Source organism: Microvirga calopogonii, from assembly GCF_003347665.1.
Taxonomy (GTDB): Bacteria; Pseudomonadota; Alphaproteobacteria; order Rhizobiales; family Beijerinckiaceae; genus Microvirga; species Microvirga calopogonii.
Genome location: NZ_QDGA01000043.1, coordinates 1 through 24,580 on the forward strand (window position 1 = coordinate 1; position 24,580 = coordinate 24,580).

Below are 24,580 nucleotides of genomic sequence, written 5' to 3' on the forward strand. Positions count from 1 at the left end.
TTTACGTTTCGACCACGGGCAGCGACTCGAACTCGGGGGCTTCGGGCAGCCCGGTCAAATCGATCACCAAAGCCGCCGGGCTCGCCAAGGCGGGCGACACCGTGCTGGTCTCCGGCGGCGTCTACAACGGCAACGTCTCCATCTACAACAGCGGCACCGCCTCGGCGCCGATCACCATCAAGGCCGCCGACGGCGCGCATGTGGTCATCGACGGCAGCCAGTCCGCCTCGGGCTCGGATCTCGTCACCATCACGGGCGACTACGTCACCTTCCAGGGCTTCGAGGTGCGCAACGCCAAGCGCGGCGGCATCAGCCTGTGGGAGACCCATGACACCAAGATCCTCGACAACAACGTGCACGACAGCGTGCGGGTCGGCATCTGGGCCGGCGGCAATGTCGGCAACTCCTACAACAACCTGATCGACGGCAACGAGGTCTGGCACAACGTGCTGGAGAACAGCAGCCGCTCGATGACCGGCGGCGGCTGGGCGCAGGGCATCAGCCTGGACAAGTCGGACGGCAGCGTCATCAGCAACAACTACGTGCACGGCAACTACGGCGAGGGTGTCGGCGCGATGTTCACCAAGGATGCCAAGATCACCGGCAACAAGGTCTACGACAGCTTCAGCGTCGGCATCTACCTCGACAACGCGCAGGGTGCGGTGGTGCAGTCCAACACCGTGGCGCACACCTACGACACGGACTTCTACCGCGGCGGCAAGCCGGCCACGGGCATCGAGATCGCCAACGAGAGCGGGGATCGCCAGCTTCCGTCCTCGGGTCTGGTGGTGACCAACAACGTGCTCGGCGGTGTGGGCGACGTGCATTACAGCACCTACGGCGCCAACACCGGACTGGTGAACTCGACGATTGCACCTAACACCGTCTATAGCAGCCCGGATTCCATCACGGCGCCGTCGCAGCCCAGCCCCACGCCGACCCCGACCCCCACTCCGACCGATCACCCGGTCGTGGCTGCAGACGACAACTATGCCGCCACGAAGGACAAGGTCCTCACGGTCGACGCTACCAAAGGCGTTCTCGTCAACGATACCGCTCAGGATGGCGGCAAGGCCGCGGTTGCCGGCACCTTCGCGACCACCCAGGGCGGAAGCGTGAAGCTCAACGCCGACGGATCCTTCGTCTACACGCCGAAGTCCAGCTTCTTCGGGACGGACAGCTTCAAATACACGGCTAAGGATGCGGATGGCGACACCGCCTCCGGCACTGTGACCCTGAAGGTTGCCGACGCGGGCGAAACGGCTCCGACGCCGACCCCCACGCCGACTCCGACACCCACTCCCACCCCGACGCCGTCCCGGCCGGTCACGACGAAGACGATCAACGGGACGAGCGGCGACAACGACCTTAGGGGTACGTCCGGCAACGACCTGATCAAGGGCAATGGCGGAAACGACAAGCTCTGGGGCATGGGCGGCAGCGATGTCCTGACCGGCGGTTCGGGCAAGGACGCGTTCGTGTTCGCCGCAGACGTTGCGAAGAGCCTGTACTTCAAGCTGGGTAGCGGCAACGTGGACGTGATCACCGACTTCAATGTCGCCGATGACACGATCCATCTCGGCGACCAGATCTTCACCAAGCTCGCATATGGCCAGCTTTCTTCGAGCAGCTTCGTTGTCGGTACGAAGGCGTTGGATTCCAACGACCGGATCATCTACAACAAGACCACAGGAGACCTGTCCTACGATGCAGATGGTTCGGGCTCGGGTGCTGCCGTGAAGTTCGCCGTGATCGAGAACAAGGCTGCGCTCACCGCTGCCGACTTCTTCGTCATCTAAGCTCAGTCTCGTTCAAAAGCACTGAAGCGGCCCCGGCTTAGCCGGGGCCGCTTTGCATTGAATAATCGCAGATATCGATGATGCGAGTGGAACGAGCCGATCAGGACATTGAGGCCACGACTTCCAGCATCACTTCAGTCGCGCCGCCGCCGATCGACAGAACCCTGGCGTCGCGAGCCATCCGTTCGATGGGGCTTTCTCTCATGAACCCCATGGCACCATGGAACTGTACGCATGCGTACATGACCTCGTTCACGAGTTCTCCGCAGATCGCCTTGACCATCGAAACTTCGCGGATACAGTCTTCACCCGCCGCCATGCGCCAGGCTGTGGCATAAAGGAACTGGCGAGCCGCTTCCACCTTCGCGGTCAGCATCGCGAGGCGTTCACGGATCACCTGCATGTCCCACAGGGTGCCTCCGAACGCGCGGCGTGCCTTGACCCAGGACAACGTCGTCTCGATTGCCGCGTCGGCTGCTCCCAGGGCCATGGCGCCGAGGACAAGGCGTTCGTTCTGGAAATTTCCCATGATCGAGTAGAAGCCCTGTCCCTCCGCGCCAAGAATGTTCTCTGCCGGAATACGGCAGCCGTCGAAGAAGAGTTCCGCGGTATCGGAGGAACGCCAGCCATGTTTGTCGAGCGCCCGGGCGACTCTTAAGCCCGGGGTTCCCTTCTCGACAAGAAACATAGAGATTCCATGGCTGCCGGCCGCAGGGTCGGTCTTGGCGGCAACGCAGTAGAGATCCGCATAGACACCGTTCGTGATGTAGAGTTTCGCCCCGTCGATGACATAAGATCCGCTGTCGCGACGGGCGCGGGTGCGGATGCTCTTCACGTCCGAACCGGCATCCGGTTCGGTGATCGCGATGGCGGTGATCACTTCACCCGTGATGATCCCAGGCATCCAGCGCGCCCGCTGCGCCTTGGTGCCGTCGTGGAAAACGTGGACGGACGCCATATCGGTGTGAACCAGGGTCGCGATCGCGACGCCCCCATAGGTTGAACGTCCCAACTCCTCCGCGAATATCGCGGACGCGACGGCATTCATATCGGAGCCGCCGTATTCCTCCGGGTAGCGAATGCCCAGGAAGCCGAGTTCTCCCATCCGCCGCAAGGTCTCGCGCGGTATGAACCCGTCCTCCTCCCAGCGGTCAGCATGCGGCTTGATCTCTTGATCGACGTACCGTCTCACCTGATCCCGCAGGAGTCTGTACTCCCCGGCAGCCCAGGGCAGTCCTGACGGTCGCGCCGTCCCCCGAACGGTATCCATAGTTCTCACCCGCCCTGCTGTTCGATCCGACCGCCAGGTCCGATCTGCCGAAATGGTTCCACGAGGTTCCTCAATGGCGTCCTTAAGTCAGATTTCGATTTCCTCTCGCGGTCCTTCCGATGTCGAGAGCGTCTCCGAGCCTGCCATCCAGAGCATTCCGTCAATCACCTCGGCCAATTCGGCAACTGTGGGGCGCTCGAAGAGATTGCGGAGCTGCACATCGACACCGAATGTTTCCCGCAGACGCGATACAGCTCGCATCACAAGAAGCGAATGGCCGCCCAACCCAAAGAAATTGTCGTTGCGGCCGATTGAATCGACCTTCAGGAGGTCGCACCAAAGAGCAGCCAGAGTCTTCTCTGTTGCCGTCGACGGGGCGACGAAGTCGGTCGCCGATTGAATGTTCTCCGCAGTCGGTTCTGGCAGCGCCGTACGATCGACTTTGCCGTTGGTCGTGAGCGGCATCCGATCCAAGCGGATGAAGTGCGTCGGCATCATGGCGTCTGTCAGCTCCTCGGCAAGGTGGGCACGTAGATCCGCTACGCTGATGGGTTTCGTCGAGACGTAATAGGCCACGAGGCGGGCGATGCCGTCCTCCGCCGAAGCCGGCTCGATATAGCCGATCTCGGCCATGATCTCCCTGATGCGCGGTACATCCAGTTCGTCGTTCAACTCGTCGATGGCTTCGTCGCGCGTCTTCTGGCCCAATCGCACGTCCCAGCTATAGGGCAGGGCATAGTTGTGGTATCCGCGCTGCTTCTTGTGGACGTAAATACCGACATCGTTGATGAGGCAGTTCGTGGAACGTCCGGTATCCGAGGGGCGGCTCCATCCCGCTTGGGTCTTCAGGAACGCGAGCATGTCTTCCAGCGGGACGCTCCAGTAGCGATAGAAGTCGATGAACTTCACCTCCTCGAAAACTGAGTCCCCACGGAAGATGTCGACGTCGAGATAGCGCGATACGGCGTCCTCGCGGCGATGATATTCCTTGCGCGCTTCGGCGACGAGCGAGTCAAGGCGGGCTGGGTCGTAGTCATCCCGCTTGAAAACCTCTTCGGTCAGCCGGGTCTCGAAGAACTGCCCCCTGGACAGGCCTGTTACGATGTAGCCGATGCCCCTTTCTCGGGCGAGATGTGTCGCCAACGTGTAGATCGTCTTGAAACAACCGTTGCAGACATTTGCGAAGCGCTTGAGGCTGTCGACGAAGATCTCATTCATGTGGGGCGTGCTTCCCCAGTGATGATCCACACCGAGCGAGTTTACAAGGCGCCTGATATTCGCCTTGGCGCCCTCCGAAATGAAACCGTTGTCCAGAGTGAAGGTGAGCGGCTTCACTCCCATCGAAATGAGCTTGCACAGCATGTAACTGCTGTCCTTGCCACCGCTCAAGAGCACGATGCAGTCGTAGGGGCCCTTGCGGTTTGCATGCATCTCCTCGATGAGGACCTGAAGATCGTCGGGCGTCTTGAAATAGCCTTGCGCCTTGTCGACGTAAGTGTCGAATGCCCGGCACAGATTGCAGACACCTGCTTCGTCGTACGTTGTTCCGGGCATGTCCGACGCAACGCCGCACCGCTCGCAGTAGCGGGGTTCAGTCCTGTGTTTTCCCGCTGATGCGCCGACGGCAACGGCACATTCCTGAATATCTGGGTGTTTCAGGAGGCGGGCCTCGATCTCGCCCAATTCGATCCGTGCGCCGCCGACCTTCACCTGGTGGTCGGATCGGCCTAGGAAATCGAGACGACCCTCCGAGTTCCAGCGGGCGAGGTCGCCCGTCTTGTACAACCTGAGTTTCAGGGCCGGGTTGCGTGGATCCGCGACCGTGATGAAGCGCTCGTCCGTCAGGTCGGGGCGATTGAAGTAACCTCGCGCAAGGCCGGCCCCGGCAATGAACATCTCGCCGATGACACCGGGCGGGACGGGCCGATATTGCTCGTCCAGAACATAAATGCCCGCATTCGCCGCAGGAGACCCGATCGGCACCGACGGGGCCTGATCCTGCGCGAAGTCGAACCGGTGAATCATGCAGCCGACAGTCGCTTCGGTCGGCCCATACTCGTTATAGATCTCAACCGGGTGGGAAATGGCTTTCGTGATGTCACGCGCCAATTCGGTTTTGAAGTCCTCGCCGCCCACAATGAACTTGCGCACGCGCGTCGACGTGAGATCCCGGTCGCGGATCATGGCGAGATGTGCCGGCGTCAGCTTTACGATATCGGCTTCATTGTCGTCGATGACCTTGAGCACATTCATGCTCTGCACGCCTGGCTCCGCACGATACACCACGATGCGGCCACCTGTGATAAGGGGCGTGAAAAGTGTTGTGACGGTCAGGTCAAAGGCCAGAGAGGAGAAAAGTGGCCATGCAAGGATTTCGCCCTCGCTGTAAACGCGGGCGGCCCACCAGATGTAATTCACCAGGCTCCGGTGCTCGATCATCACCCCCTTGGGAGTGCCGGTCGATCCGGACGTGAATATCATGTAAGCCAGGTCATCCGGCTTGGCCGCCGACTTCGTATCTCCAGCAGGCAGGCTCGCGATCGACTGAAAGTCGGCGTCGAGCACGAACGTCTTGGCAAGTTCGCGAGGAAGGTTTGCCTGAAGATCTCTCTGTGTGATAGCGAGCGGGATCTGTCCGCCGCTACCCGCGATGATATCGCTCAGGATCGTGGTTATGCGCCCTTTGGGTGTCGCTGGATCGACAGGCACATAGGCCGCTCCCGACTTCAGAATGCCGAGTATGGCGACCACGACCTCGATGGAGTGGTCCATGAACACCATGGCGATGTTTCCTGGCCCAACCCCGCTCGATACCAGATGAGCCGCCATTTGATTGGAGAGCTCGTTGAGCTGCTTGTATGTCAGACTTTCGTCGCCAAGCCGGATGGCTTGTGCGTCGGGCGTGCGCTCAACTTGCACTCGGAAAAGATCGACGATTGTTTTGTCCGATGGATAGGGAGCTGAAGTCTCGTTGAAATCGACGAGCAGCGTTCGATGATCTTGATCGCTGAAAAGGGGAAATGATTTTTTATCCGGCATCGGGGCAAATAATTGGTTCACGAGTTTGGCTCCCAGTTACGGCGTCGGGGATCGGTCAGTTCGATCGTGGTAAACGTCGGGTCGATTCCCGGTAGAGTTCGGCAATCGCGGGCGCGTCGGGTTCCTCGAGCATACGAGGCGCGTCGCACGCATCGGGGCCGTAATAGATTTCAGCCTGTGGGGCTATCTCCAGCCATCGCAGCGGTGCAGCTCCCGATCGGACCCATGCCTTGTTCGGCAGGAACATGCACACGCGTCCCTGGTACGGAATGGGCGTATATCGCCGCAGCGCCGTGATCGCGGTGGATTTGACGCGGGCTCTGCTTTCCAGGACCGGATCCGCCTTGACCGTCTCTCTGGCGTCGCGAACGGAACTCAGGATCCTGCCGAGACGTTCGCCAGGGTTGCGGAAACGGCTGGCAAGGAACCGGACGCGCGCGCCGAACGACGGCAGCTTTGCCAGCTCGCGCATGAGCGGGGCTGCCCGGCGCTTGGCAAAGAAGATGAGGAGCCGGGGCAATACCTTATATGTGCTGGGATGAAGCGGGCCGAACAGGACCAAGCACTGAACCTCGGCGCCGCGCTGGCTGAGAAGTCTCGCCAGTTCAAAGGCGGTCGCGGCCCCAGAGCAGTAGCCGGCGATAACGTATGGACCGGAAGGCTGAAACTCCAGGATTTGTCCGGCGAAGTATTCAACGATGTCTTCTATCCGATCCATCGGCTCCCTTCGTCCATCGTAACCTGCCGGCTGGAGTGCGAAGAACGGTTGGTCGTCGCCCAGGCGCTTGGAAAGATCGGAGAACGAGAAGGGAGCTCCGACATGTCCGGGAACGGCATAAATCGGCGTGCGCGTTCCATGGGACTGGAGCGGTACAATGGCGGGCTGTTGCCGGGCCGCTGCCCTGGCCATGTTCAGGAAACCGATGATTTCGGTCTTGCGATCCCGAAGCTGGTCGCGAAATTCAGGCGTGAGCGCGCCTGCCGGCGCATTGCACCGCAGTCGGTCACCTTCCACCCAGACCTTAACGTCCTTTCCCGCAAGGCCAGCGAGGAGCTCCGGGATGTTCAGTACCTCGGCCGTCATGAGGATCCTCCAACCGCTTCTGGACGACCACGGCCCCGATGTATCCCGGGTTGGGTATGAATGTGTGGACGGTCCAGTCCTGTTCGTTCAATGGAATGTGTTGTGCAAGACCGCACCCTATGGCCTTGGAAATGGCTTCCAGCCGGGTCCAGCGCTGGAAAAATCCCGCTGGTCGCGCCTCCGTGGGAAGCGCGCAGTAAGAGCCATATTCGGATGCGGAGAAGCAAAGCGCGGCGATGTGATCCGCTTCGGGTATAGGACGGACCGCTTCGATGTCCACGCCGACTTCGCGCGTGTTCGAGAGCGCAATGACGGCAGCATCTTCGGATCGTGAGACGCTAAAGTGCAGGTCTCCTGCGGCCATTCGGCGCGAGAGGTGAGGCTTGCCTTGAGGGGCGTATTCGAACTCGACGTCGGAAGGTGCAATCTCCAGCCTGGCGGCGAGGATGTGGCGCAACTGGCCCCGGGTGGCGATAAACCGCCGGCGGTCCCGCTCCGAAGCAAAGCGTTCGGCGCGCCGACGTTCGTCCTCCGCCAGGCAACCCGCGACCGTACTGATGACCTCCGGCTCTGCGTCAAGCCCGAGAACAAGGACCTCCAAGTCTCCATTCTCAAGAGCCGGCCTCACGACTCCACACCTCTGCTCGGCAGCCAGAGTCATACGTGGTTCCCGTTCGTTGGGGAGCGCTCGTATACTCAAGCGCTATGCGATCTATTCAGTGGCAATGCTGCTCATACGTTTTCGACAACTAAAACTTTCAACTTCAGCAATGAAACAGTCGAGATAGATGGGAAGCAAGTAGCGCTTTCTAGGTATAGCGATGAACGTATGCGCTACATCGAAAGGTGCTGTCAGACCAAGTTTGAGATACAGTGTTGCCTCGTTGTGATCTGGATTGCGTAGAAGCGGGCTATGCTCGTCGGATGCGGAAGCTGCAGAGACCGCAGGGGCGACAGGTCCGGACGGTATCCGAGCGCATCCGAACCGCCGGGGGGCGTCTACTCCAATTTGCCACACAACATTGTTTTTATTGTCGAAATGGCCGGACGTCCGCCTTGCTACTGGGCTATCCAGACCTATAAAGTTGCTGGCTCCGCTCAGTCTTGATCTGGCCGGTTGATCCAGTATCAGCATGTCGGGTCGGGCCTCCACACAATGTTCGAAAAAAATCAAAGGCCATCGATGGCACTGGTCAAGACATCCGACCTCCAAGGCAAAGGCACCCTCCGTCAGGCGAATGGCGATGCCGCGAGCTCGGCGTCGCCGATGCTACCAAAGGGGGGGAATTCCCATCGCCGGACGTTCGAGCGTGCCCGGGCCCGACAGCAGAAGGCTGCCGAGCGGATCGGCGCGGCCACCGAGGAACTGGCCAGCGGGGTGACCGAGGCTTCATCCGCTGCGGAAGAACTGCGCCGCGCGATGGAGCAGATCGCCAGCGGAGCCGAGGAGGCCGCAGGGGCCTCGCAGGAATCTCTGGTTGCTATCGTGAGCCTCGGCACCTCATTTGCTGAGTCCCGACAGCATGCGGAGGCTGCTCGGGCAAAGATTGCCGGTCTTCAGGCGCTTCTGATCGAGACGGGGGCTCAGATTGATGCTTCCGTCTCGGCCGTCGCGACGAATGCCGTGCGCCAGAACGCCATGGTCGACGTGGTTGCCCTCCTTGAGAAGCAGGCTGTCGCGATCGGAGATATCACCCACACGGTCGGTGATATCTCCGATCAGACCAATCTCTTGGCCCTGAACGCCGCCATCGAGGCCGCTCGAGCCGGAGACAACGGTCGGGGCTTCGCCGTCGTGGCCGATGAGGTACGGGCTCTCGCCAGCACATCGGAAAAGAGTGCGCAGGATATCCAGGGTCTCGCCGAAGGGATTGTCGCCGAAGTCCGCACCATCGCGGACAGGATCAAGGCCACGGCGGAAAACGGGGCGGGGGATGCTCAGATCGGCCGCGCCATCGTGACGGCTCTCGACAAGGTCCGGTCCGACATGACGCACCTAGCCGAGGGAAGCCAGTCGATCCTTGTCGCGGCCGTCGAGGCCGAAGCGGCAGTGCGCGAGGCGCAGCGTGGTGCGGAACAGGTGGCCAGCGCCGCCGAGGAGCAAGCCGCTGCGGCCGCCGAGGCTCAAAGGGCGGTCCAGCAACAAAGTGTCTCCCTGGACCAAAGTCAGCAGACTGCTCATGAACTCGCGGCTTTGGCCGACGAGCTTCAGACGAGTACTGCGGTTTCGTCCAATGCGGAACAAGTCGGATCGGCGGCGGAAGAGCTCTCTGCAGCCATTCAGGAACTGTCGGGAGCCGCCGGCGAAATCATGACCGCCGTCGATCAGATCAGCCGGGGCGCGCAGATGCAGGCCGCCGCGACCCAACAGGCCAATGCCGCCATGGAACAGATCGAGAGGGCCACCGGCGCTTCGCGGAATATCGCCGGCATATCGGTTCAACAGATCGACGGACTGGCTACCCTCCTTCGGGAAAATCGCTCTGCGACGCTGAAAATGACCGCTGGAGTCGAGAACGGTCTGAAGGAAACCAGGGCGATCATCGGCCTCATGGATGGTTTGGACGAGTCCAGCCGTCGGATCGAGAAGATCGTCGACGGCATTGCGCTTGTCGCTGTCCAGACAAATATGCTGGCCGTCAGCGGCTCCATCGAGGCTGCTCGGACCGGCGAGGCTGGTCGCGGCTTCGCGATCGTCTCCGGCGATATCCGGGCCCTCGCGAGGGATTCCTCCGAGAATGCCGACCGCATCAAGGACGTGATCCGGCAGATCCGCGACCAGATCTCCCTCGTCAGGCGGGATCTGGAGCAGAGTGCCTCCGTCGCGGAGTCAGAGGTCACGAAAAACGGTCTGATGGCAGAGCGGTTGAGCACGGTCGAGACCGAAGTCACAGTCATTCAGCAGGGTAGTGCGGCCATCCTATCAGGAGCGGAGACGATCCTGGCCGCCGTACGTGAGGTTCGCACAGGTACGCAGCAGATCGCAGCGGTTGCCGAGCAGGCTGGGAGTGCCGCCGCTCAGGCTGCGACAGCGGCCCGCCAGCAGGCGCGCGGTGCGGAAGATCTGGCCGCCGCCATCGAGGAAATCGCCTCCCTGGCAGATGAACTTCAGATCGCGGAGTCGTAACATCATGGCCGATACGGCCTCTCCTGCGGCATCCAAGCTGCTCCTGACGGTGGAAGTGGGGCGGAAGCGGTTCGCCTTGCCGGCTTCGGATGTGGCCGAGGTCATCCGACCGCCGACCGTGACCCGAGTTCCGCTCGGCCCGCCCAGCCTGCTTGGAGTCGCCAATCTGCGCGGCGCCGTTTTGCCGATGGTGTCCCTTCACCGTCTTTTCGGAGACGAGCCGAATCTCAGTGCGAGTACACGGGTCGTTGTTCTCAATAGAGCCGCACCGGTCGGCCTCGTCATCGACCGGGTGGCATCGTTGGAGCGGGATGACGATGCTGAGGCATCGAACATTGCAGATGATGAGCAGCACCCCGCCGGACGCTTGATCGATCTTGAGGCTTTGTTGTCTCGCAACTTCGGTCACTTCCAGAACCGTACACATCACGGCCGCGTTGCGGAGAGTTTTGAACCTCGACTCAGGGAAGAGAACGAAAAAGACGAAGTGCCTCTCGTGTGCTTCTCGGTGGCAGGTCAGGATTTCGCACTGCCCCTGAGTGCCATCGACGAGGTCGTGACGGTTCCTTCAGGTGTTGCGACGGTTCCGCAGGCAGAGGGCGTCATGCTCGGCGTCATGGCCTTACGAGAGCGCCTGCTTCCGCTCGTCTCCCTCCGGGGCCTCCTCGGTCTGCAGGCTGGGGGACATGGAAACGCCAAGGCTCGGGTCATGGTGGTTCGAGTGGGCGAGGCTTCGGTTGGCCTGGTAGCGGATTCTATGAAAGAGATCCTCCGCATTCCCTCCGATGGGATCGATCCTGTTCCGGCAATTCTGACGCGCGGCGCGGCAGAGGCTACAATCCAGGGCATATGCCGTCTCGAAGGAGGGCGGCGACTGGTGTCCGTTCTCTCGACGGACAGCCTGTTTCGCGATCAGGTTTGGGCCACCCATATTGCGCCGCATATTGAGAAGAGTTCACCGTTGAGCAGCATCGACAATTCCTCGGATGACGCCGAGCAGTTCATCGTGTTCCAACTGGGAGACGAGGAGTACGGGTTACCGGTCGCATCCGTGGATGAGGTCGTGCGCGTGCCGGAGGCCCTGTCCCGTCTCCCCAGAGCCCCGGCTTTCATCGAAGGCGTCATGAACCTGCGAGGGCGTGTCGTTCCGGTGATCGATCAGCGTCGCCGCTTCAAGCTCACGGGGAAGGGCCATAGGAGACGAGAGCGTATCGTCGTCGTCACCATTGACCAGATGCAGGCCGGCTTCGTCGTCGATCATGTGTCCGAAGTCCTCAGGATTTCCCGAAGCCAGCTTCGCCCGACGCCCGACCTTGCCATGGACGGGAGCCAGGTCATCGACCGCATTGCGAACATCGATGTCGAGGGCCGGATGATCCTGCTGCTCGATCTGCGCGAACTCCTGGATCGTGCGGAAAAGGATCTCCTTGGCGCGATGAGTGGCGATTGCCAGGATCGGCCTGCTCCGTGATCCGGCTGCTGGTCGTCGACGATTCTCCTCTGATGCGGCGTCTTCTCGGTAATGTCTTCGCCGCCCAAGGAGATTTCGAGCTCTCCTTCGCGCGGAACGGCGTGGAGGCCCTCGACAAGCTTGCCGCATTCAAACCGGACGTGATCACGCTGGATATCCAGATGCCCGAGATGGACGGTCTGGCCTGTCTGGATCGCATCATGCTGGAGCATCCTTGCCCTGTCGTGATGGTATCGTCTCTGACGACGGAAGGAGCTGATGCGACTCTCGAGGCTTTGGAGCTGGGTGCCGTCGACTTCATCACGAAGCCGAAGAGGGCCGTTTCGCTGGAGATCGAGACGCTTGCCCCTCTGCTCGTCGAGAAAGTCCGCGCCGCGTCGCGGGCGCGCCTGCCGGGCACTCTGAGGCTGGCAGACCGGGTACGATTGAAGAGCGGGCTGGACTCGAAGCCGATGCCGGCTCCTCGAAAGCTCGTCCGCCCCATGCCGGCAGCATGCGGGGTCAGGAGGACAGACTCCCCCGTTCATAACCTCGTTCTCGTCGGCACCTCGACGGGCGGCCCGCCTGCATTGGATGTCCTGCTTGCGCGACTTCCCCATGATTTCCCCTGGCCCGTGGTCGTCGCGCAGCACATGCCGGGATCCTTCACGGGGCCGCTCGCCCGCCGTCTGGACAAGCTGTGCGCGCTGAATGTCACCGAAGTCACTCGTCCGACCCCTCTCGAACCCGGAAACGTCTACATCGGCAAGGGGGACGCCGATGTGATCGTCAGCATGCGCCCGGGCGGCCCTGTGGTTCTGGCAGCGCCGTCGCATCCGGAGCATCGTTGGCATCCAAGCGTCGACCGGCTCGTGCACAGCGCAATGCAGCACTTCCCACCTGCCGGATTGATCGGGGTTCTGATGACCGGCATGGGAAGCGACGGTGCGGAGGCCATGACCACGCTTCGACAGCAGGGAGGGCGTACAATCGCCGAAGCGGAGGAGAGCGCCGTGGTCTGGGGCATGCCCGGCGAACTCGTCCATCGAGGAGGCGCCGATATCGTCGCGCCCCTGGAGGATATCGCCGATCGGATCATCGAGCTGGTGGGGCGGAAATGAACAGGCCCCAATCGCCCGTCGATTCCGCCGGACAAGGGAAGGGATCGGGAACCTCTCTCAGCCCGGACGAGATTCGCCGCCTCTGCGAATTTCTCTACGGCCGCACCGGAATGATTTTTGGCGAGAGCAAGCGGTACTACATCGAAAGGCGCGTCGCCGACAGGATGGCCGCAACGGGAACGCGCACGTTCCCGGCATATTTCTCGCGCGTTCAGGGAAGCGAGACCGAGATCGAGCACTTGATCAACGTCTTCACGGTCAATGAGACGTATTTTTACCGGGAGGAGAACCAGCTACAATGTTTGGGGCGATCATTGTTGCCCGACATCGTCAAGGAGAAGAAGCCCGGCGACCTCGTGCGCATCTGGTCGGTTCCATGCTCGACCGGGGAGGAACCGTATTCAATTGCAATGTGGCTACTCGAGAACTGGCAGATGGTCGATGCTTACCACATCGAGATCGTCGGTTCCGATATCGACACTCGCGTCCTGAAGGAGGCCGAAGCCGGAAGATATGGCGAACGCGCGCTGTCCCGCCTACCGCCCGACGTGATCGAACGCTACTTCGAAGAGCCCCAGGATGGCCGGCGCAGGATCATTCAGGACCTGCGGGAATCCGTGACATATACATCGGTGAATCTCGTGGACCGGACGTCTATCGCGGCCCAGGGGCGGTTCGATGTCGTCTTCTGCCGCAATGTTCTGATATATTTCGACGATGCGTCGCGCCTCGTGGCTGCGAACAATCTGTATGATGCTCTGAATCCGGGCGGCTACATCTGTCTCGGCCACACCGAGTCGATGAGCCGGATTTCAAAACGGTTCAGGCTTTGCCGGTTCGAAGATGCTATTGTCTATCAGCGGCTGGGGGAGGGTCAATGACGGACGACCTTCTCCAGCATTTCATCGTTGAGGCACGCGAACTGGTCCAGCAGGCAACCGACGATCTTTTGGCTCTGGAGCGTGACCCTTCGGCGGCCGTCCATCTGGACAGCGCATTTCGGGCCATCCATACCCTCAAAGGCTCCGTGGGCCTGTTCGATTTCGCACCCATGGGACTGGCCCTCCATGCGGCCGAGGATCTTCTGAGCGCTTTCAAGAGCGGGCAGGCGAGGCTCGGCAGCGACATGATCGACATCCTCCTCGAATGTGTCGCCCAAATGGATCGTTGGGTGGGGCACATCGAAGGAAATGGTCAGCTTCCGTCCGACGCTGGAGAAGAAGGACATCGCCTCGCGGCGGGGCTGCGTTCACAGCTTGGACAGGGGGCGGGAGCGTCCGCTTCCGTGATCCCGGAAGCTGATACCGATTGGATCGAAGATCTCCTGACGACGATGGGCGATCGTGAAGGTTCGAATCCGCATGCTGGTTCTCTGATTGCCATCCGGTACATCCCGCGGGCCGATTGTTTCTTCGCTGGCGATGATCCTTTGGGGCTGCTGCGATCGGTTCCGGATATCGTGACGCTCAGTGTGACGAGCAGGGAACCATGGCCGCCCGCTGCCGAGATCGATCCATTCTCCTGCAATCTCCTGATCGAAGCTCTGTCTGCCGGCACGTTCGATGCGGTGAGGTCGGTATTTCGCTTCGTGCCGGATCAGGTGACACTTCATGAATTGAGTTCGCGTGGGACTGACGACGTCCGTTCAACCGGCCGTGACAGGGTCGCCAACGCTGAGGCGGTTGCGTCCGGAACGTCCGGTGCGCGGGTCATCCGGATCGATGCCGCGCGGATTGATCGCCTGGCTGATCTCGTCGGCGAGATGGTTGTCGCCAAGAACACCCTGGCACACCTCGTCTCCGTGAGTGACGGGATGGATCGGACGGAGCTTCTCCGGGCTATTGTGACAAGTCACGCGGCCCTCGACCGGCTGGTCGGCGACATGCATAGGGCGGTGACGGATATGCGCATGATGCCGATGCGCGAGGTCTTCCGACGCTTCCCGCGGTCTGTCCGTGAGATCTCCGTGCAGCTTGGAAAAGCCATCGACTTTTCCATGGAAGGCCAGGACGTCGAGGCAGACAAGTCGGTGGTGGAAGGCTTGTTCGAGCCTCTGCTCCATGTCCTGCGCAATGCCGTTTCCCATGGCGCGGAGCCGGAAGCGATGCGCGTTGCCGCTGGAAAATCCGCGAGGGCCAAGATCACACTCCGGGCCCGACGGGATGCTGACCGGATCGTCGTCGAAGTGAACGACGATGGACGAGGGATCGATCCGGCGTCAATCCGACGGACGGCCTTGGAGCGTGGTGTCGTTTCGGGCGAACAGATCGAACAGATGAGCGATGCCGAGGCCATGGAGCTCATCTTTGCCCCAGGGTTCTCGACAGCGGAAAAGGTCACGGATCTGTCCGGCCGCGGGGTAGGTATGGATGCCGTGCGCTCGTCCGTCGAAAGACTGGGCGGCCGGATCGGAGTGCAGAGCGTGCCAGGTCGCGGAACGACAATCCACTTTGCTCTACCGCTGACCGTCGTCATGACGAAAGTCATGCTCGTCCACGTCGGAGACGAGACCTACGGCATTCCGATGGACGGGGTCTCGGAGACGGCCTTCGTGCCCGCCTCCCGCATCCTTCCCTTTCAGGAGAGAGAGGCTTTCGTATTCCGCGACAGAACACTCCCCTTGGTGCGCCTGGCCGATCTTCTGAAGATTCCCTCCCGGGCAGGTTCAGGAGCGGGGACGAAGGTCGTCGTCATGTGGGTCGGTGATGAAAAGGTCGGGATCGCGGTCGATGGATTTGCGGAGCGCATGGATGTCTTGATGCGTCCCATGGGCGGCATCCTGACCGGGATGCCCGGGCTCATGGGAACAACTCTGCTCGGCGACGGCAGCGTCCTCATGGTTCTCGATATTCCGGAGCTGATCGGATGAGCGCGCGTTTGGACGGCGAGGTCATTGTGCTGGAGGGGCAATGCCGGGTGGAGGACGCCGAGCCCCTCCTTGCGTGGCTCCAGGCGAACAGGAGCCGCATTGTGGACCTGACGAACGCGGACCATCTCCATGGAGCAGTGTTTCAGGTCCTCATCGCCCTGAAGCCGGCGATCCGGGGAGAGGGAAAGGATGCCTTCCTTCGTGATTGGCTGGTGCCGGTTCTGGCGACGGCAAAGTCTTCTGGCCCAGGGCTGCGCGAAGGCTGAGCAGTTGTCATTCGTTCCATATACTCTAAAAGAAAATATTGCCTTTCTCTCTCAAGCAGAAACGGCCCATCCAGGTCGACTTGACCCCTTGGCGGAGCACCCGAGTGCATACAACTGTACTGATCGTCGACGACAGCAAGCTGGCGCGCATTGTCGCGGGTAAGGCCTTGGCCTCCCTGCAGCCCGAATGGGAACGTGTCGAGGCCGGGAATGCGCACGATGCTCTAGCGGTCGTCCGCGAGAAAAAGATCGATGTCGCCATGATCGACTTCAACATGCCGGACAAGGATGGACTGGAACTGGCGGCTGAGTTGCGGGCTCTACATCCGACGATGCCCATTGCGGTCATCACGGCCAACATTCAGGATGAAGTGATTGCCCGGGCGCGGGAGGTGAATGCCACCTTCGTAGCCAAGCCTCTGACAGAGGACGGCTTGAGAGGATTCATCGCCGGAGCTGCCTTGCGTCTGCGTTCAGGCGGCGCATGACCATGATGAACGACGAAATCATCCTGTCCGATCTCGAACACGACGCCCTGACGGAAATCGTCAATATCGGGGTCAGCCGTGCGGCCTCGAGCCTGCGCAAGATGATCGGCGAGGAGGTTCTCCTGTCGGTTCCCTCCATCGAGATCATGCCTCCTCATCACGCGGCCCGATTGATCGGCGAGCGCGAAACGGACGATCTCGTTGCCATTCAGCAGCAATTCGAGGGTGCATTCTCCGGTCGCGCCCTGTTGATTTTTCCCGAGGCGACCAGCCTCGATCTCGTGAAGGCCATCATCGGGAGCGACGTGGCGCCTGACCAGATCGTCGATATGGAGCAGGAAGCTCTGGCCGAGACGGGAAACATCATCCTGAACGGCTGCCTCGCGACCATGGCGAACATGCTGAAACGCTCTCTCAACATCTCCCTGCCGGAGGTGATCCGAGGAGACGGCGCGAGGCTCTTCACGAACCCGCATGAGCGTTCCGACGAGGGACTTGTTCTCTTCCTCTATATCAACTTCTCCGTCCGGAACCGCGACATTCGAGGCTATATCGCCATGCTGATGGATCTGCCGTCGCTAGCGGCGCTGAAGGAACTGATCGCGAGCTTCATCGATAGGGTCATTGGGGACGAGACTTAGACGATGGACCTCAGGATCCTCTTATACAAGTCTTACGAGATATGACGGCGCCAGTCCTCTCTCAGGGTGAAGCACGACGGGCGATCGAAAGCGCCGTAGGCGAACTGCGTCGCATGGCGGGTCCGGTCTTCGCGGCATTCGAAAAGTCCGGACTGCCCATGCTCGCGACGGATCCGCGAGCACCCGACAATCCGATCGTCTACGTCAACGAAGCCTTCTGCAGGATTACGGGCTATTCGCCGGAGGAGGCGATCGGCAGAAATTGCCGCTTCCTCCAAGCATCCGGCACAGACCAGAATGTTGTTGCGCAAATACGAGAGGCGGTTTCGGCCGGCCGAGCGGTTTCGGCCGAATTGCTCAACCGGCGAAAGGACGGCTCGGAGTTCTGGAACCATCTCTTCATTACACCTATCTGCAGCGAAAGCAGCGAGCTACGTTTCTTTTTGGCGACCCAGGTCGATGTCACTCGAGCCCAGCAGTCAAAGACCGTGCAGGCGGCGCTCGAGGCCAGCAAGAAGGAACTGGACCAAACCAACGAGCGGCTTCGGCTGACGCTGACCGTTGCCGGAACCGGGGGCTCCTGGGACTGGGATATTCCTAACCGGCGCTTTACCGCGGACGCCCGCTTCGCAGCACTCCACGACCTCGATTCCACCGAGGCGGCGAGGGGGCTGCCAACGGAAGACTTCTTCAAGGCCATTCACCCGCATGATCGGCGCCGGATTCGTCTTGCCGTTGGGGGCATTCTCAACGGCGCGGAAATCTTCTCGAAGGAATACCGTCTTCTGGCCTCCGACGGTTCTGTTCGTTGGGCGCTGGCGCGGGGACGCTGCCATTATGGAGCCGATGGCAAGCCAATCCAATTTACAGGTGTCGTCACCGACATCACCGAGCAGAAGCACGTCGAGGAGCGTCTCCGGATCGCGCAGAGCGCAGGCGGCATCGGGACCTTCGAATATGTAGACGGGTATGCCACCGTCAACGTTTCGGAGGAGTTCTGCCGCCTCCTCGGACTGCATTCCAGCAACGTTCTCCCGGTTCGGACGGTCAACTCGCTTATTGAACCGGGCGATCGCGCTCTCGTGGAGCAGAGTTCAAGCGAAGGCGCCTCCTACGTGGAGTTCCGGATCCGCCGTGCCAATGACAGCAAACTGCGCTGGCTTGCCCGAAGAGGCGAGTATGTGCGCGATGCGGAAACGGCAGGATTGCGGTTCATCGGCGTCATTTATGACATCACGGCGGCCAAGGAATCCGAGGCGAGGCTTCGCGAGCTGAATGAGAAGCTTGAAAGCCGGGTCGAGAAACGCACCCGCGAACGCGACCGTCTCTGGAGCCTTTCGAGTGATCTGTTCAGTGTCTGCGATAGCGGCGGATATCTCAACGCCGTCAATCCGGCCTGGACTCAACTGCTGGGCTATCGCGAGGATGAGATCGTCGGAACCCGGATCGATGCGTGGATCCACGAGGAGGATCGCGCATTAGGCAACAGCCTGCTCGAGACGCTGCAACAGGGCAGGGCAATCGCGGACATCGATATCCGTGTCTCGGCAAAGGACGGCTCCTATCGGTGGATCAACTGGACCTTCGCGCCGGCGGAGGACGTGTTCTACAGCGTCGGGCGCGATGTGACACAGCGCAAGCAGCTCGAGGACCAGCTCCGGCAGAGCCAAAAAATGGAGGCCGTGGGACAGCTGACGGGCGGTATCGCTCACGACTTCAATAACCTGCTGACAGGAATCGTGGGCTCGCTCGACCTTCTGCAATCGCGCATGGCGCAAGGACGCCTCGACAGGCTTGATCGTTATATCAACGCCGCGACGGCCTCCGCCAATCGAGCTGCCGCGCTGACGCATCGCCTTCTGGCCTTCGCCCGACGACAGCCCCTCGATCCGAAGCCGGTAGAACCCAATCGGCTCATCCTGTCCATGGAGGATCTTCTTCGGAGAACCTTGTCCGAATCGATCCAGCTCAGGATCGTTGCATCGGACGACATCCCATTGACGCTTTGCGATCCGAACCAGCTGGAAAGCGCCATCCTCAACCTTGCGATCAATGCCCGGGATGCCATGCCGGACGGAGGCGTGCTCACCATCGAGACGTCGATCTCGAACCTGGATCGTGTCTACGCCACCTCCCAGCAGGATGTTTCTCCCGGCCGCTATGTCACGATCAGCGTCTCTGATACGGGAACCGGCATGCCTGCCGATGTTCTGGCGCAGGCCTTCGATCCGTTCTTCACGACCAAGCCGCTCGGCGAGGGAACGGGCCTCGGCTTGTCGATGGTCTATGGCTTCGCCAAGCAGTCCGAAGGGCATGTCCGGATCTATAGCGAGGTCGGGCGAGGGACCACGGTGAAGATCTATCTTCCCTGTCACGCAGGGGAGCTGGAAGGCGAAGCGCCCGCGTCTGCATTGAGTGAAACCCACCGGGCCGAAGCGGGCGAGACGGTCCTGGTGGTCGAGGACGAGCCGGTCGTCCGCTCACTCATTCTCGAAGTATTGGCCGATCTCGGTTACCAAGCCTTGGAGGCTGTCGACGGTCCGGCCGGTCTCAAAATTCTGGAGTCTAAGCAGAGGGTCGATCTGCTTGTCAGCGACGTGGGATTGCCCGGACTGAACGGCCGCCAGCTGGCGGACCATGCGCGTCTCATGCGACCGCAGCTGAAGGTGCTCTTCATCACGGGTTATGCCGAGCAGGCGGCCATCGCGTCCGGATTCCTGGCGCCCGGCATGGAGATGATCACGAAACCCTTCGCCATAGAAGACCTGGCGGTTCGGATTCGCGACATCATCGCAAAGTAAAGTCCTGATTCATGCGGAGGTGAATTGTCCCCGATGAGTGGTGCGGATCGCCGATCCGACCTCTCGTCAGCCGGCAGGTTCTGCAATCGACGGCTCACGATCGGCCCGTTCCGCATAGGCTCTCGCCAGAACCGCGCAAACGAGCAACTGAATCTGGTGGAACAGCATCAGCGGCAGGATGATTGCGCCGATCATGCTGGCCGGAAACAGAATGCTGGCGATCGGAACGCCGCTGCCGAGGCTCTTCTTGGAGCCGCAGAACACGATGGCGACCTCATCTGGGCGCGAAAAGCCGAAGAACCTGCTTGCCGTCGTCGTGATTGCCAGAACCAGGGCAAGAAGCACGCAGCTGAGGAGAACGAGGAGGATCATATCGCGTGGGGCGAGCTGGTGCCACAGACCCTCGATGGCAGCCTCACCGAAGGCATAGTAGACGACCAGCAGGATTGCCCCACGATCAACGATGCCGGTCAGCATTCGGTGCTTCGCGACCCATTGCCCGACCCAGGGGCGCATAAGATGGCCGACGAGGAAGGGAACAAGAATCTGCAGCACGATTTCCCCGATCGCGCCGAATGACACGCCTCCTTGGGTCTGCATGAAGAGGCCCATGAGGAAAGGAGTCAGAAATACCCCAAGAACATTGGAGGCCGACGCGCTGCATACGGCAGCCGCGACGTTTCCCCGTGCCAGCGATGTGAAGGTGATGGATGACTGGATCGTCGAGGGGAGGAGGCAGAGATAGAGGATTCCCAGGGCGATGCCGGGCGCGAGATAGGATTGGAGATATGTTTTCGTGAGCAGGCCGAGAACCGGAAACAGGATGAAGGTGGCGGCGAACACCATCAGGTGAAGGCGCCAATGGATGGCGCCCTCGACGATAGCTTTCCGCGAGAGACGCGCGCCCTGAAGGAAGAACAGGAGCGCGATCGAGCCGGCGATGACCGTCTTCAGGATAGGGGCAGCCGTGCCCGTCGCAGGCAGGAAGGTTGCGAGGAGCGCGGTTGCCACGAGGGCGATGGTGAAGCGGTCAGGTCGCAGGAGGGAGAGAAAGGCCATCGATCATGCGCTCCCGGATTGGCTTAGGATCGATGTCCGAAGAACCGCGCATCCTGCTCCCGGCGCAACCTCATCAGCGCCGAGGCATCCTGCAGCTCAAGGTCGCTCATTCGGATTTCCTGTCCTTTGACAACCGGCACCGTCAGGCGGCAGTCGGCCGCCAGATAGAATGGTGCGGGCGCGTTCGCCGTGAGTGGTACTGCCGGTCGGAACTCGGCTGTCACGCCAGAAATCGTGTGATGGTGTCCTCCCATCGAGAGAACCGTGCCTGCCGGCAGATCCTCGGTCGCGACAGCAATCAGGTCATAACGCGGACGGTAGTCGGAGCCGTATCCGGAGGTCCGATGAATTGCGGCGTCGAGGACGCTGGTGGCCGCCTCGAGCCCGAGCAGGTGCCGAGGCAGGAAGACCATGGCGGTCGAGGCGGTCCGGCTGACGATATGTCCCTTCTGTGCCAGCATGTCCCAGCTCTTCGCGTCATCGCAGCGGATGACGACGAACACACCGCCCGCAAAGCTGATCTCATCGGGCTTGCGCAGGCAATGGAAAACATCCAGGCGTCGGTCTCCGGTGAGGATGCCGCCGTCGTGACCTTGTGAGAAGATTGTCGGAACCTCACTGATGCGCGCAACCGGCGCATGAAGATCGAAACGGTCTGGCTGAAGGCCAGTGGCGTTTGCAACCACCATGAGTTCGCACAGATCCGGCACGGCCCGCTGCGGGAAACCGGCGATGGCTTTGTCTCTGGCTGCGAGGATCTCGCTCACGTCTCGGTCGCCGAGCGTCCAATGACCTTCAAGATCCACGTTCTCCGCAGACCGTTCGTTGCTGACGAGGCGGCGGGACGAGGGGTCGAAGACGAAATCGTACTCGCTCGACTTGCCTGCGGCGACGATATGAAAGCCCATCACTTCCGCCCATGTGGCGAGGCCGATCAGGAGGCTCGGCTGATCGCCGTCGACCGTCGTGACGATGCGGCCACTCTCGGCTGCAAGCGCCTTGAGGCCCGGCCCCACGACGCTGTCGAGTTCCTTCGTCACAAGGGCAAGGTGCTTCTCGGCCTCGACGGCAATCAGTGCGTGGTGCGCCGCAGCCATCGGACGTCCGGTCGCTTCCACGATCACATCGAAGGGGAGGTCGGAGACAAGGGCGAGATCCGTGGCTGCAATGAAATCCCCGCTACCCCATGCGGCCCTCGCATCGCGAGCGGATTCGCAGATCCGGATCCGACGTGGGTCCATGCCGGCAGCTTTCAATCCCGTTGCTGCACTCTCGGCTGTCAGGTCGACGGCAATCCGCGCATTCATCAGGGGGACGCGCTGTGCCTGGGCAAGAAAGCTCTGGCCGAATCCGCCAGTGCCAACGACGCAGGTTTCGACGGGGCGATCCGCCTTTGCGTAATAATCATGATAGTTCATCGCGCGTCTCTCCCTCCCGGTGAGCGGGTGACCCCGGTTTGTTGTGCAGCCGAATGCGTATGCCTTACGAGGCGATGCTCTAGCGAAGCGTGCTCCAGGCCTTCAGGAAGAAGTCGGGAGTCCCGAAGTTGCCGGATTTGAGCGCAAGCGCCAGATCGTTTCCCGCGAGCGAGCGGGTCCACGGAACGCCGGGATCGATCTCGGGGCCAATCGCAAGGGCGTCCACGTCGAGTGCGTTCACGACAGCACCGGATGTCTCGCCGCCCGCGACGATGAGACGGGTGAAGCCGAGGGCCGGAAGCGCCCTTGCTATCTCGGCAAGTGTGTTCTCGACGATCTCGCCTGCATTCATGCGCCCGAGCTTGCTCTGAACCGCCAGAACTTCCTCAGGGATTGCCGTGGAATAGATAAGGACCGGACCATCGACGGGCTGAGTCTTGAGCCAATCGAGCGCCGTCCGCGCGCTCGCCGCTCCGGAGGCCAACTCCATGGCGTCGAGCCGCAGCGCGGGGATCCCGGCATCGAGAGCAGCCTTGACCTGTCCTCTCGTTGCTGAGGAACAAGACCCTGCAAGGATGATGCTGCGGCCGGGAGGTGCCTCGAAGCCCGTCTCAATTGGCCGGACCGAGGGCGCACTCTGTCGGTAGGCTGCGGGAAGACCCATGGCGACGCCAGATCCGCCAGTGATCAGGGGAAACTCTGCCGCTGCGAGACCGATGGCTCGAAGATGAGCGTCGTTCAGCGCATCGACGACGACGATCCGATGTCCGGCCGCTCTTTCCCGTTGGAAGGCTGAGCGAATGGCATCGGGGCCGGCATCCACATCGTCAAAGGACACGAGACCGACCGAGAGCTTCGTCTGCCGCTGCAGTACCCGCACGAGATTGGAATCGCGCATGGGGGTGAGCGGATGGTCTTTCATGCTGCTCTCGTGCAGCGGGACACCATTGACGAAGAGGTGACCTTTGTAGACCGTCCGCCCATTGGCAGGAAAGGCAGGGCAGGCGAGAGTGAAGTCACTTTCCGTAAAGGTGAGAAGAGCCTCCGCAACCGGCCCGATATTGCCCTCGTCGGTTGAATCGAAGGTCGAGCAATATTTGAAGAACAGGTGTTGTGCGCCGGATGATTTGAGCGCCCTTGCCGCGCTCAACGACAGATCGACGGCCTCTTGTGCGGGATTGGTCCTCGATTTCAGCGCGACTACGACGGCGTCCGCGCCTGTGAGATCGAGGTCGGCGCGTGGCACGCCGATCGTCTGGATGGTCCGAAGCCCCTCTCGCGCCAGCATGAGGGCAAGATCCGTTGCGCCGGTCAGATCATCGGCGATGCATCCGAGCTTCATGCGACAGCTCCACGTGCGCTTGAGGAAAGATCCTGGCTCCAGTTTGCCAGCCACCCGAGGCCGTCCTCCGTCCGGCCGCGAGGCTTGTATTCGGCCCCAATCCAGCCATCATACCCGATGCGGTCGAGAAACTGACCGATGTAGCGGCAGTCGATTTCCCCCTCATCCGGTTCGGCGCGGCTCGGGACGGCGGCGATCTGCACATGGCCGATCAGGTCGAGATGGTCCTTGAGGCGGCGCGTCAGATCGCCCTGCATGATCTGCGTGTGATAGCAGTCGAACATGATTTTCACGTTCCGGCGCCCAACCTGTCCGATGATCGATGCAGCCTGCTCCACCTCGTGTAGAAAGTAGCCTGGCTTGTCCCGATGATTGATCGGCTCGATCAGGACCGTCATGCCGGCCTGGGCAGCCCTGTCGGCGGCAAGAGTCAGGTTCGCCACGAATGTGCGCTCGGCTGCTGAAACGGCATCAGGGGTGACCACTCCTGCCATGCAGTGTACGGCCGTGGCGCCGATGGCATGTCCGTAGGACACCGCCTGCTCGACGGCCTGCATAAACTCGCTTTCACGTCCGGGCAGGGCACCGAGTCCGAAATCGCCCGCCGCGGCATTCCCGACCGGTGTATTCAATCCGAGCATGGTGACTTGGCTGCCGGTCAGAGCGCTACGCATTTCGGCAGCGGGAACCTGATAGGGCCAATGCATCTCGACGGCTTTGAAACCTGCTGTGGCTGCGGCGGCGACCCGCTCGATTTCGGGAACCTCAGTGAAGAGAAAGCCTAGATTGGCCGAGAAACGGGGCAT

At 61.2% G+C, this 24,580-nt stretch carries 18 protein-coding genes; 10 read left to right on the forward strand and 8 right to left on the reverse strand.

Features of this window, described 5'->3' with window-relative positions:
• A partial coding sequence (locus tag DDF70_RS23060) for an Ig-like domain-containing protein (RefSeq protein ID WP_114947159.1) occupies positions 1-1,799 on the forward strand: 1,799 nt, incomplete at its 5' end.
• A 100-nt stretch (positions 1,800-1,899) separates the two neighbouring features.
• Here the strand turns inward: DDF70_RS23060 and DDF70_RS23065 are convergent.
• The 4 genes from DDF70_RS23065 to DDF70_RS23085 all read right to left on the reverse strand — a co-directional run bounded on the left by DDF70_RS23065 (position 1,900) and on the right by DDF70_RS23085 (position 7,793).
• On the reverse strand, positions 1,900-3,069 hold the full coding sequence (locus tag DDF70_RS23065; RefSeq protein WP_162820596.1) for an acyl-CoA dehydrogenase family protein: 1,170 nt from the start codon (positions 3,067-3,069) through the stop codon (positions 1,900-1,902).
• Positions 3,070-3,156: 87 nt separating this feature from the next.
• Positions 3,157-5,988, reverse strand: a complete 2,832-nt coding sequence (locus tag DDF70_RS38225) for an amino acid adenylation domain-containing protein (protein WP_245435613.1) — start codon at positions 5,986-5,988, stop codon at positions 3,157-3,159.
• Between the two features lie 175 nt (positions 5,989-6,163).
• On the reverse strand, positions 6,164-7,192 hold the full coding sequence (locus DDF70_RS23080) for a thioesterase domain-containing protein (protein ID WP_114947161.1): 1,029 nt from the start codon (positions 7,190-7,192) through the stop codon (positions 6,164-6,166).
• Positions 7,131-7,793 (reverse strand): 4'-phosphopantetheinyl transferase family protein, encoded by a 663-nt coding sequence (locus tag DDF70_RS23085; protein ID WP_245435614.1) that lies wholly within the window; start codon positions 7,791-7,793, stop codon positions 7,131-7,133. Before DDF70_RS23085 ends, DDF70_RS23080 begins: the two co-directional genes overlap by 62 nt.
• A gap of 582 nt (positions 7,794-8,375) precedes the next feature.
• On the opposite strand from DDF70_RS23085, the gene DDF70_RS23090 reads away from it, so the two are divergent.
• From DDF70_RS23090 to DDF70_RS23130, 9 genes are all read left to right on the forward strand, one after another.
• Entirely contained in the window at positions 8,376-10,319 is a 1,944-nt protein-coding gene (locus DDF70_RS23090; protein WP_114947163.1) for a methyl-accepting chemotaxis protein, read from the forward strand.
• 4 nt (positions 10,320-10,323) lie between these two features.
• The gene (locus tag DDF70_RS23095) at positions 10,324-11,790 is read left to right on the forward strand and encodes a chemotaxis protein CheW (RefSeq protein ID WP_162820597.1); all 1,467 of its coding nucleotides are present in this window, start codon (positions 10,324-10,326) and stop codon (positions 11,788-11,790) included.
• Positions 11,787-12,890, forward strand: coding sequence for a chemotaxis-specific protein-glutamate methyltransferase CheB (gene cheB / locus DDF70_RS23100; protein WP_114947165.1), 1,104 nt, complete (start codon positions 11,787-11,789; stop codon positions 12,888-12,890). The genes DDF70_RS23095 and cheB overlap by 4 nt, the downstream gene beginning before the upstream one ends.
• A complete protein-coding gene (locus tag DDF70_RS23105) occupies positions 12,887-13,771 on the forward strand; it encodes a CheR family methyltransferase (protein WP_114947166.1) in 885 nt (294 codons plus the stop codon). The genes cheB and DDF70_RS23105 overlap by 4 nt, the downstream gene beginning before the upstream one ends.
• On the forward strand, positions 13,768-15,759 hold the full coding sequence (locus tag DDF70_RS23110) for a chemotaxis protein CheA (RefSeq protein ID WP_114947167.1): 1,992 nt from the start codon (positions 13,768-13,770) through the stop codon (positions 15,757-15,759). The genes DDF70_RS23105 and DDF70_RS23110 overlap by 4 nt, the downstream gene beginning before the upstream one ends.
• Entirely contained in the window at positions 15,756-16,025 is a 270-nt protein-coding gene (locus DDF70_RS23115; protein WP_114947168.1) for a hypothetical protein, read from the forward strand. The genes DDF70_RS23110 and DDF70_RS23115 overlap by 4 nt, the downstream gene beginning before the upstream one ends.
• 104 nt (positions 16,026-16,129) lie before the next feature.
• The gene (locus tag DDF70_RS23120; RefSeq protein WP_114947169.1) at positions 16,130-16,513 is read left to right on the forward strand and encodes a response regulator transcription factor; all 384 of its coding nucleotides are present in this window, start codon (positions 16,130-16,132) and stop codon (positions 16,511-16,513) included.
• Between the two features lie 2 nt (positions 16,514-16,515).
• Complete coding sequence (locus DDF70_RS23125; protein ID WP_170316112.1) at positions 16,516-17,154, forward strand: chemotaxis protein CheX; 639 nt, start codon at positions 16,516-16,518, stop codon at positions 17,152-17,154.
• Positions 17,155-17,267: 113 nt separating this feature from the next.
• Positions 17,268-19,955, forward strand: a complete 2,688-nt coding sequence (locus DDF70_RS23130) for a hybrid sensor histidine kinase/response regulator (protein WP_114947192.1) — start codon at positions 17,268-17,270, stop codon at positions 19,953-19,955.
• Between the two features lie 66 nt (positions 19,956-20,021).
• Here the strand turns inward: DDF70_RS23130 and DDF70_RS23135 are convergent, their stop codons facing one another.
• The 4 genes from DDF70_RS23135 to DDF70_RS23150 form a co-directional block, all read right to left on the reverse strand.
• Positions 20,022-21,014 (reverse strand): bile acid:sodium symporter family protein, encoded by a 993-nt coding sequence (locus DDF70_RS23135; RefSeq protein WP_114947171.1) that lies wholly within the window; start codon positions 21,012-21,014, stop codon positions 20,022-20,024.
• 23 nt (positions 21,015-21,037) lie between these two features.
• Positions 21,038-22,432, reverse strand: a complete 1,395-nt coding sequence (locus DDF70_RS23140; RefSeq protein ID WP_114947172.1) for an NAD(P)H-dependent oxidoreductase — start codon at positions 22,430-22,432, stop codon at positions 21,038-21,040.
• A 79-nt stretch (positions 22,433-22,511) separates the two neighbouring features.
• Positions 22,512-23,774, reverse strand: coding sequence for a 3-oxo-tetronate kinase (gene otnK / locus DDF70_RS23145; protein WP_114947173.1), 1,263 nt, complete (start codon positions 23,772-23,774; stop codon positions 22,512-22,514).
• The gene (locus DDF70_RS23150; RefSeq protein ID WP_114947174.1) at positions 23,771-24,580 is read right to left on the reverse strand and encodes a hydroxypyruvate isomerase family protein; all 810 of its coding nucleotides are present in this window, start codon (positions 24,578-24,580) and stop codon (positions 23,771-23,773) included. The genes otnK and DDF70_RS23150 overlap by 4 nt, the downstream gene beginning before the upstream one ends.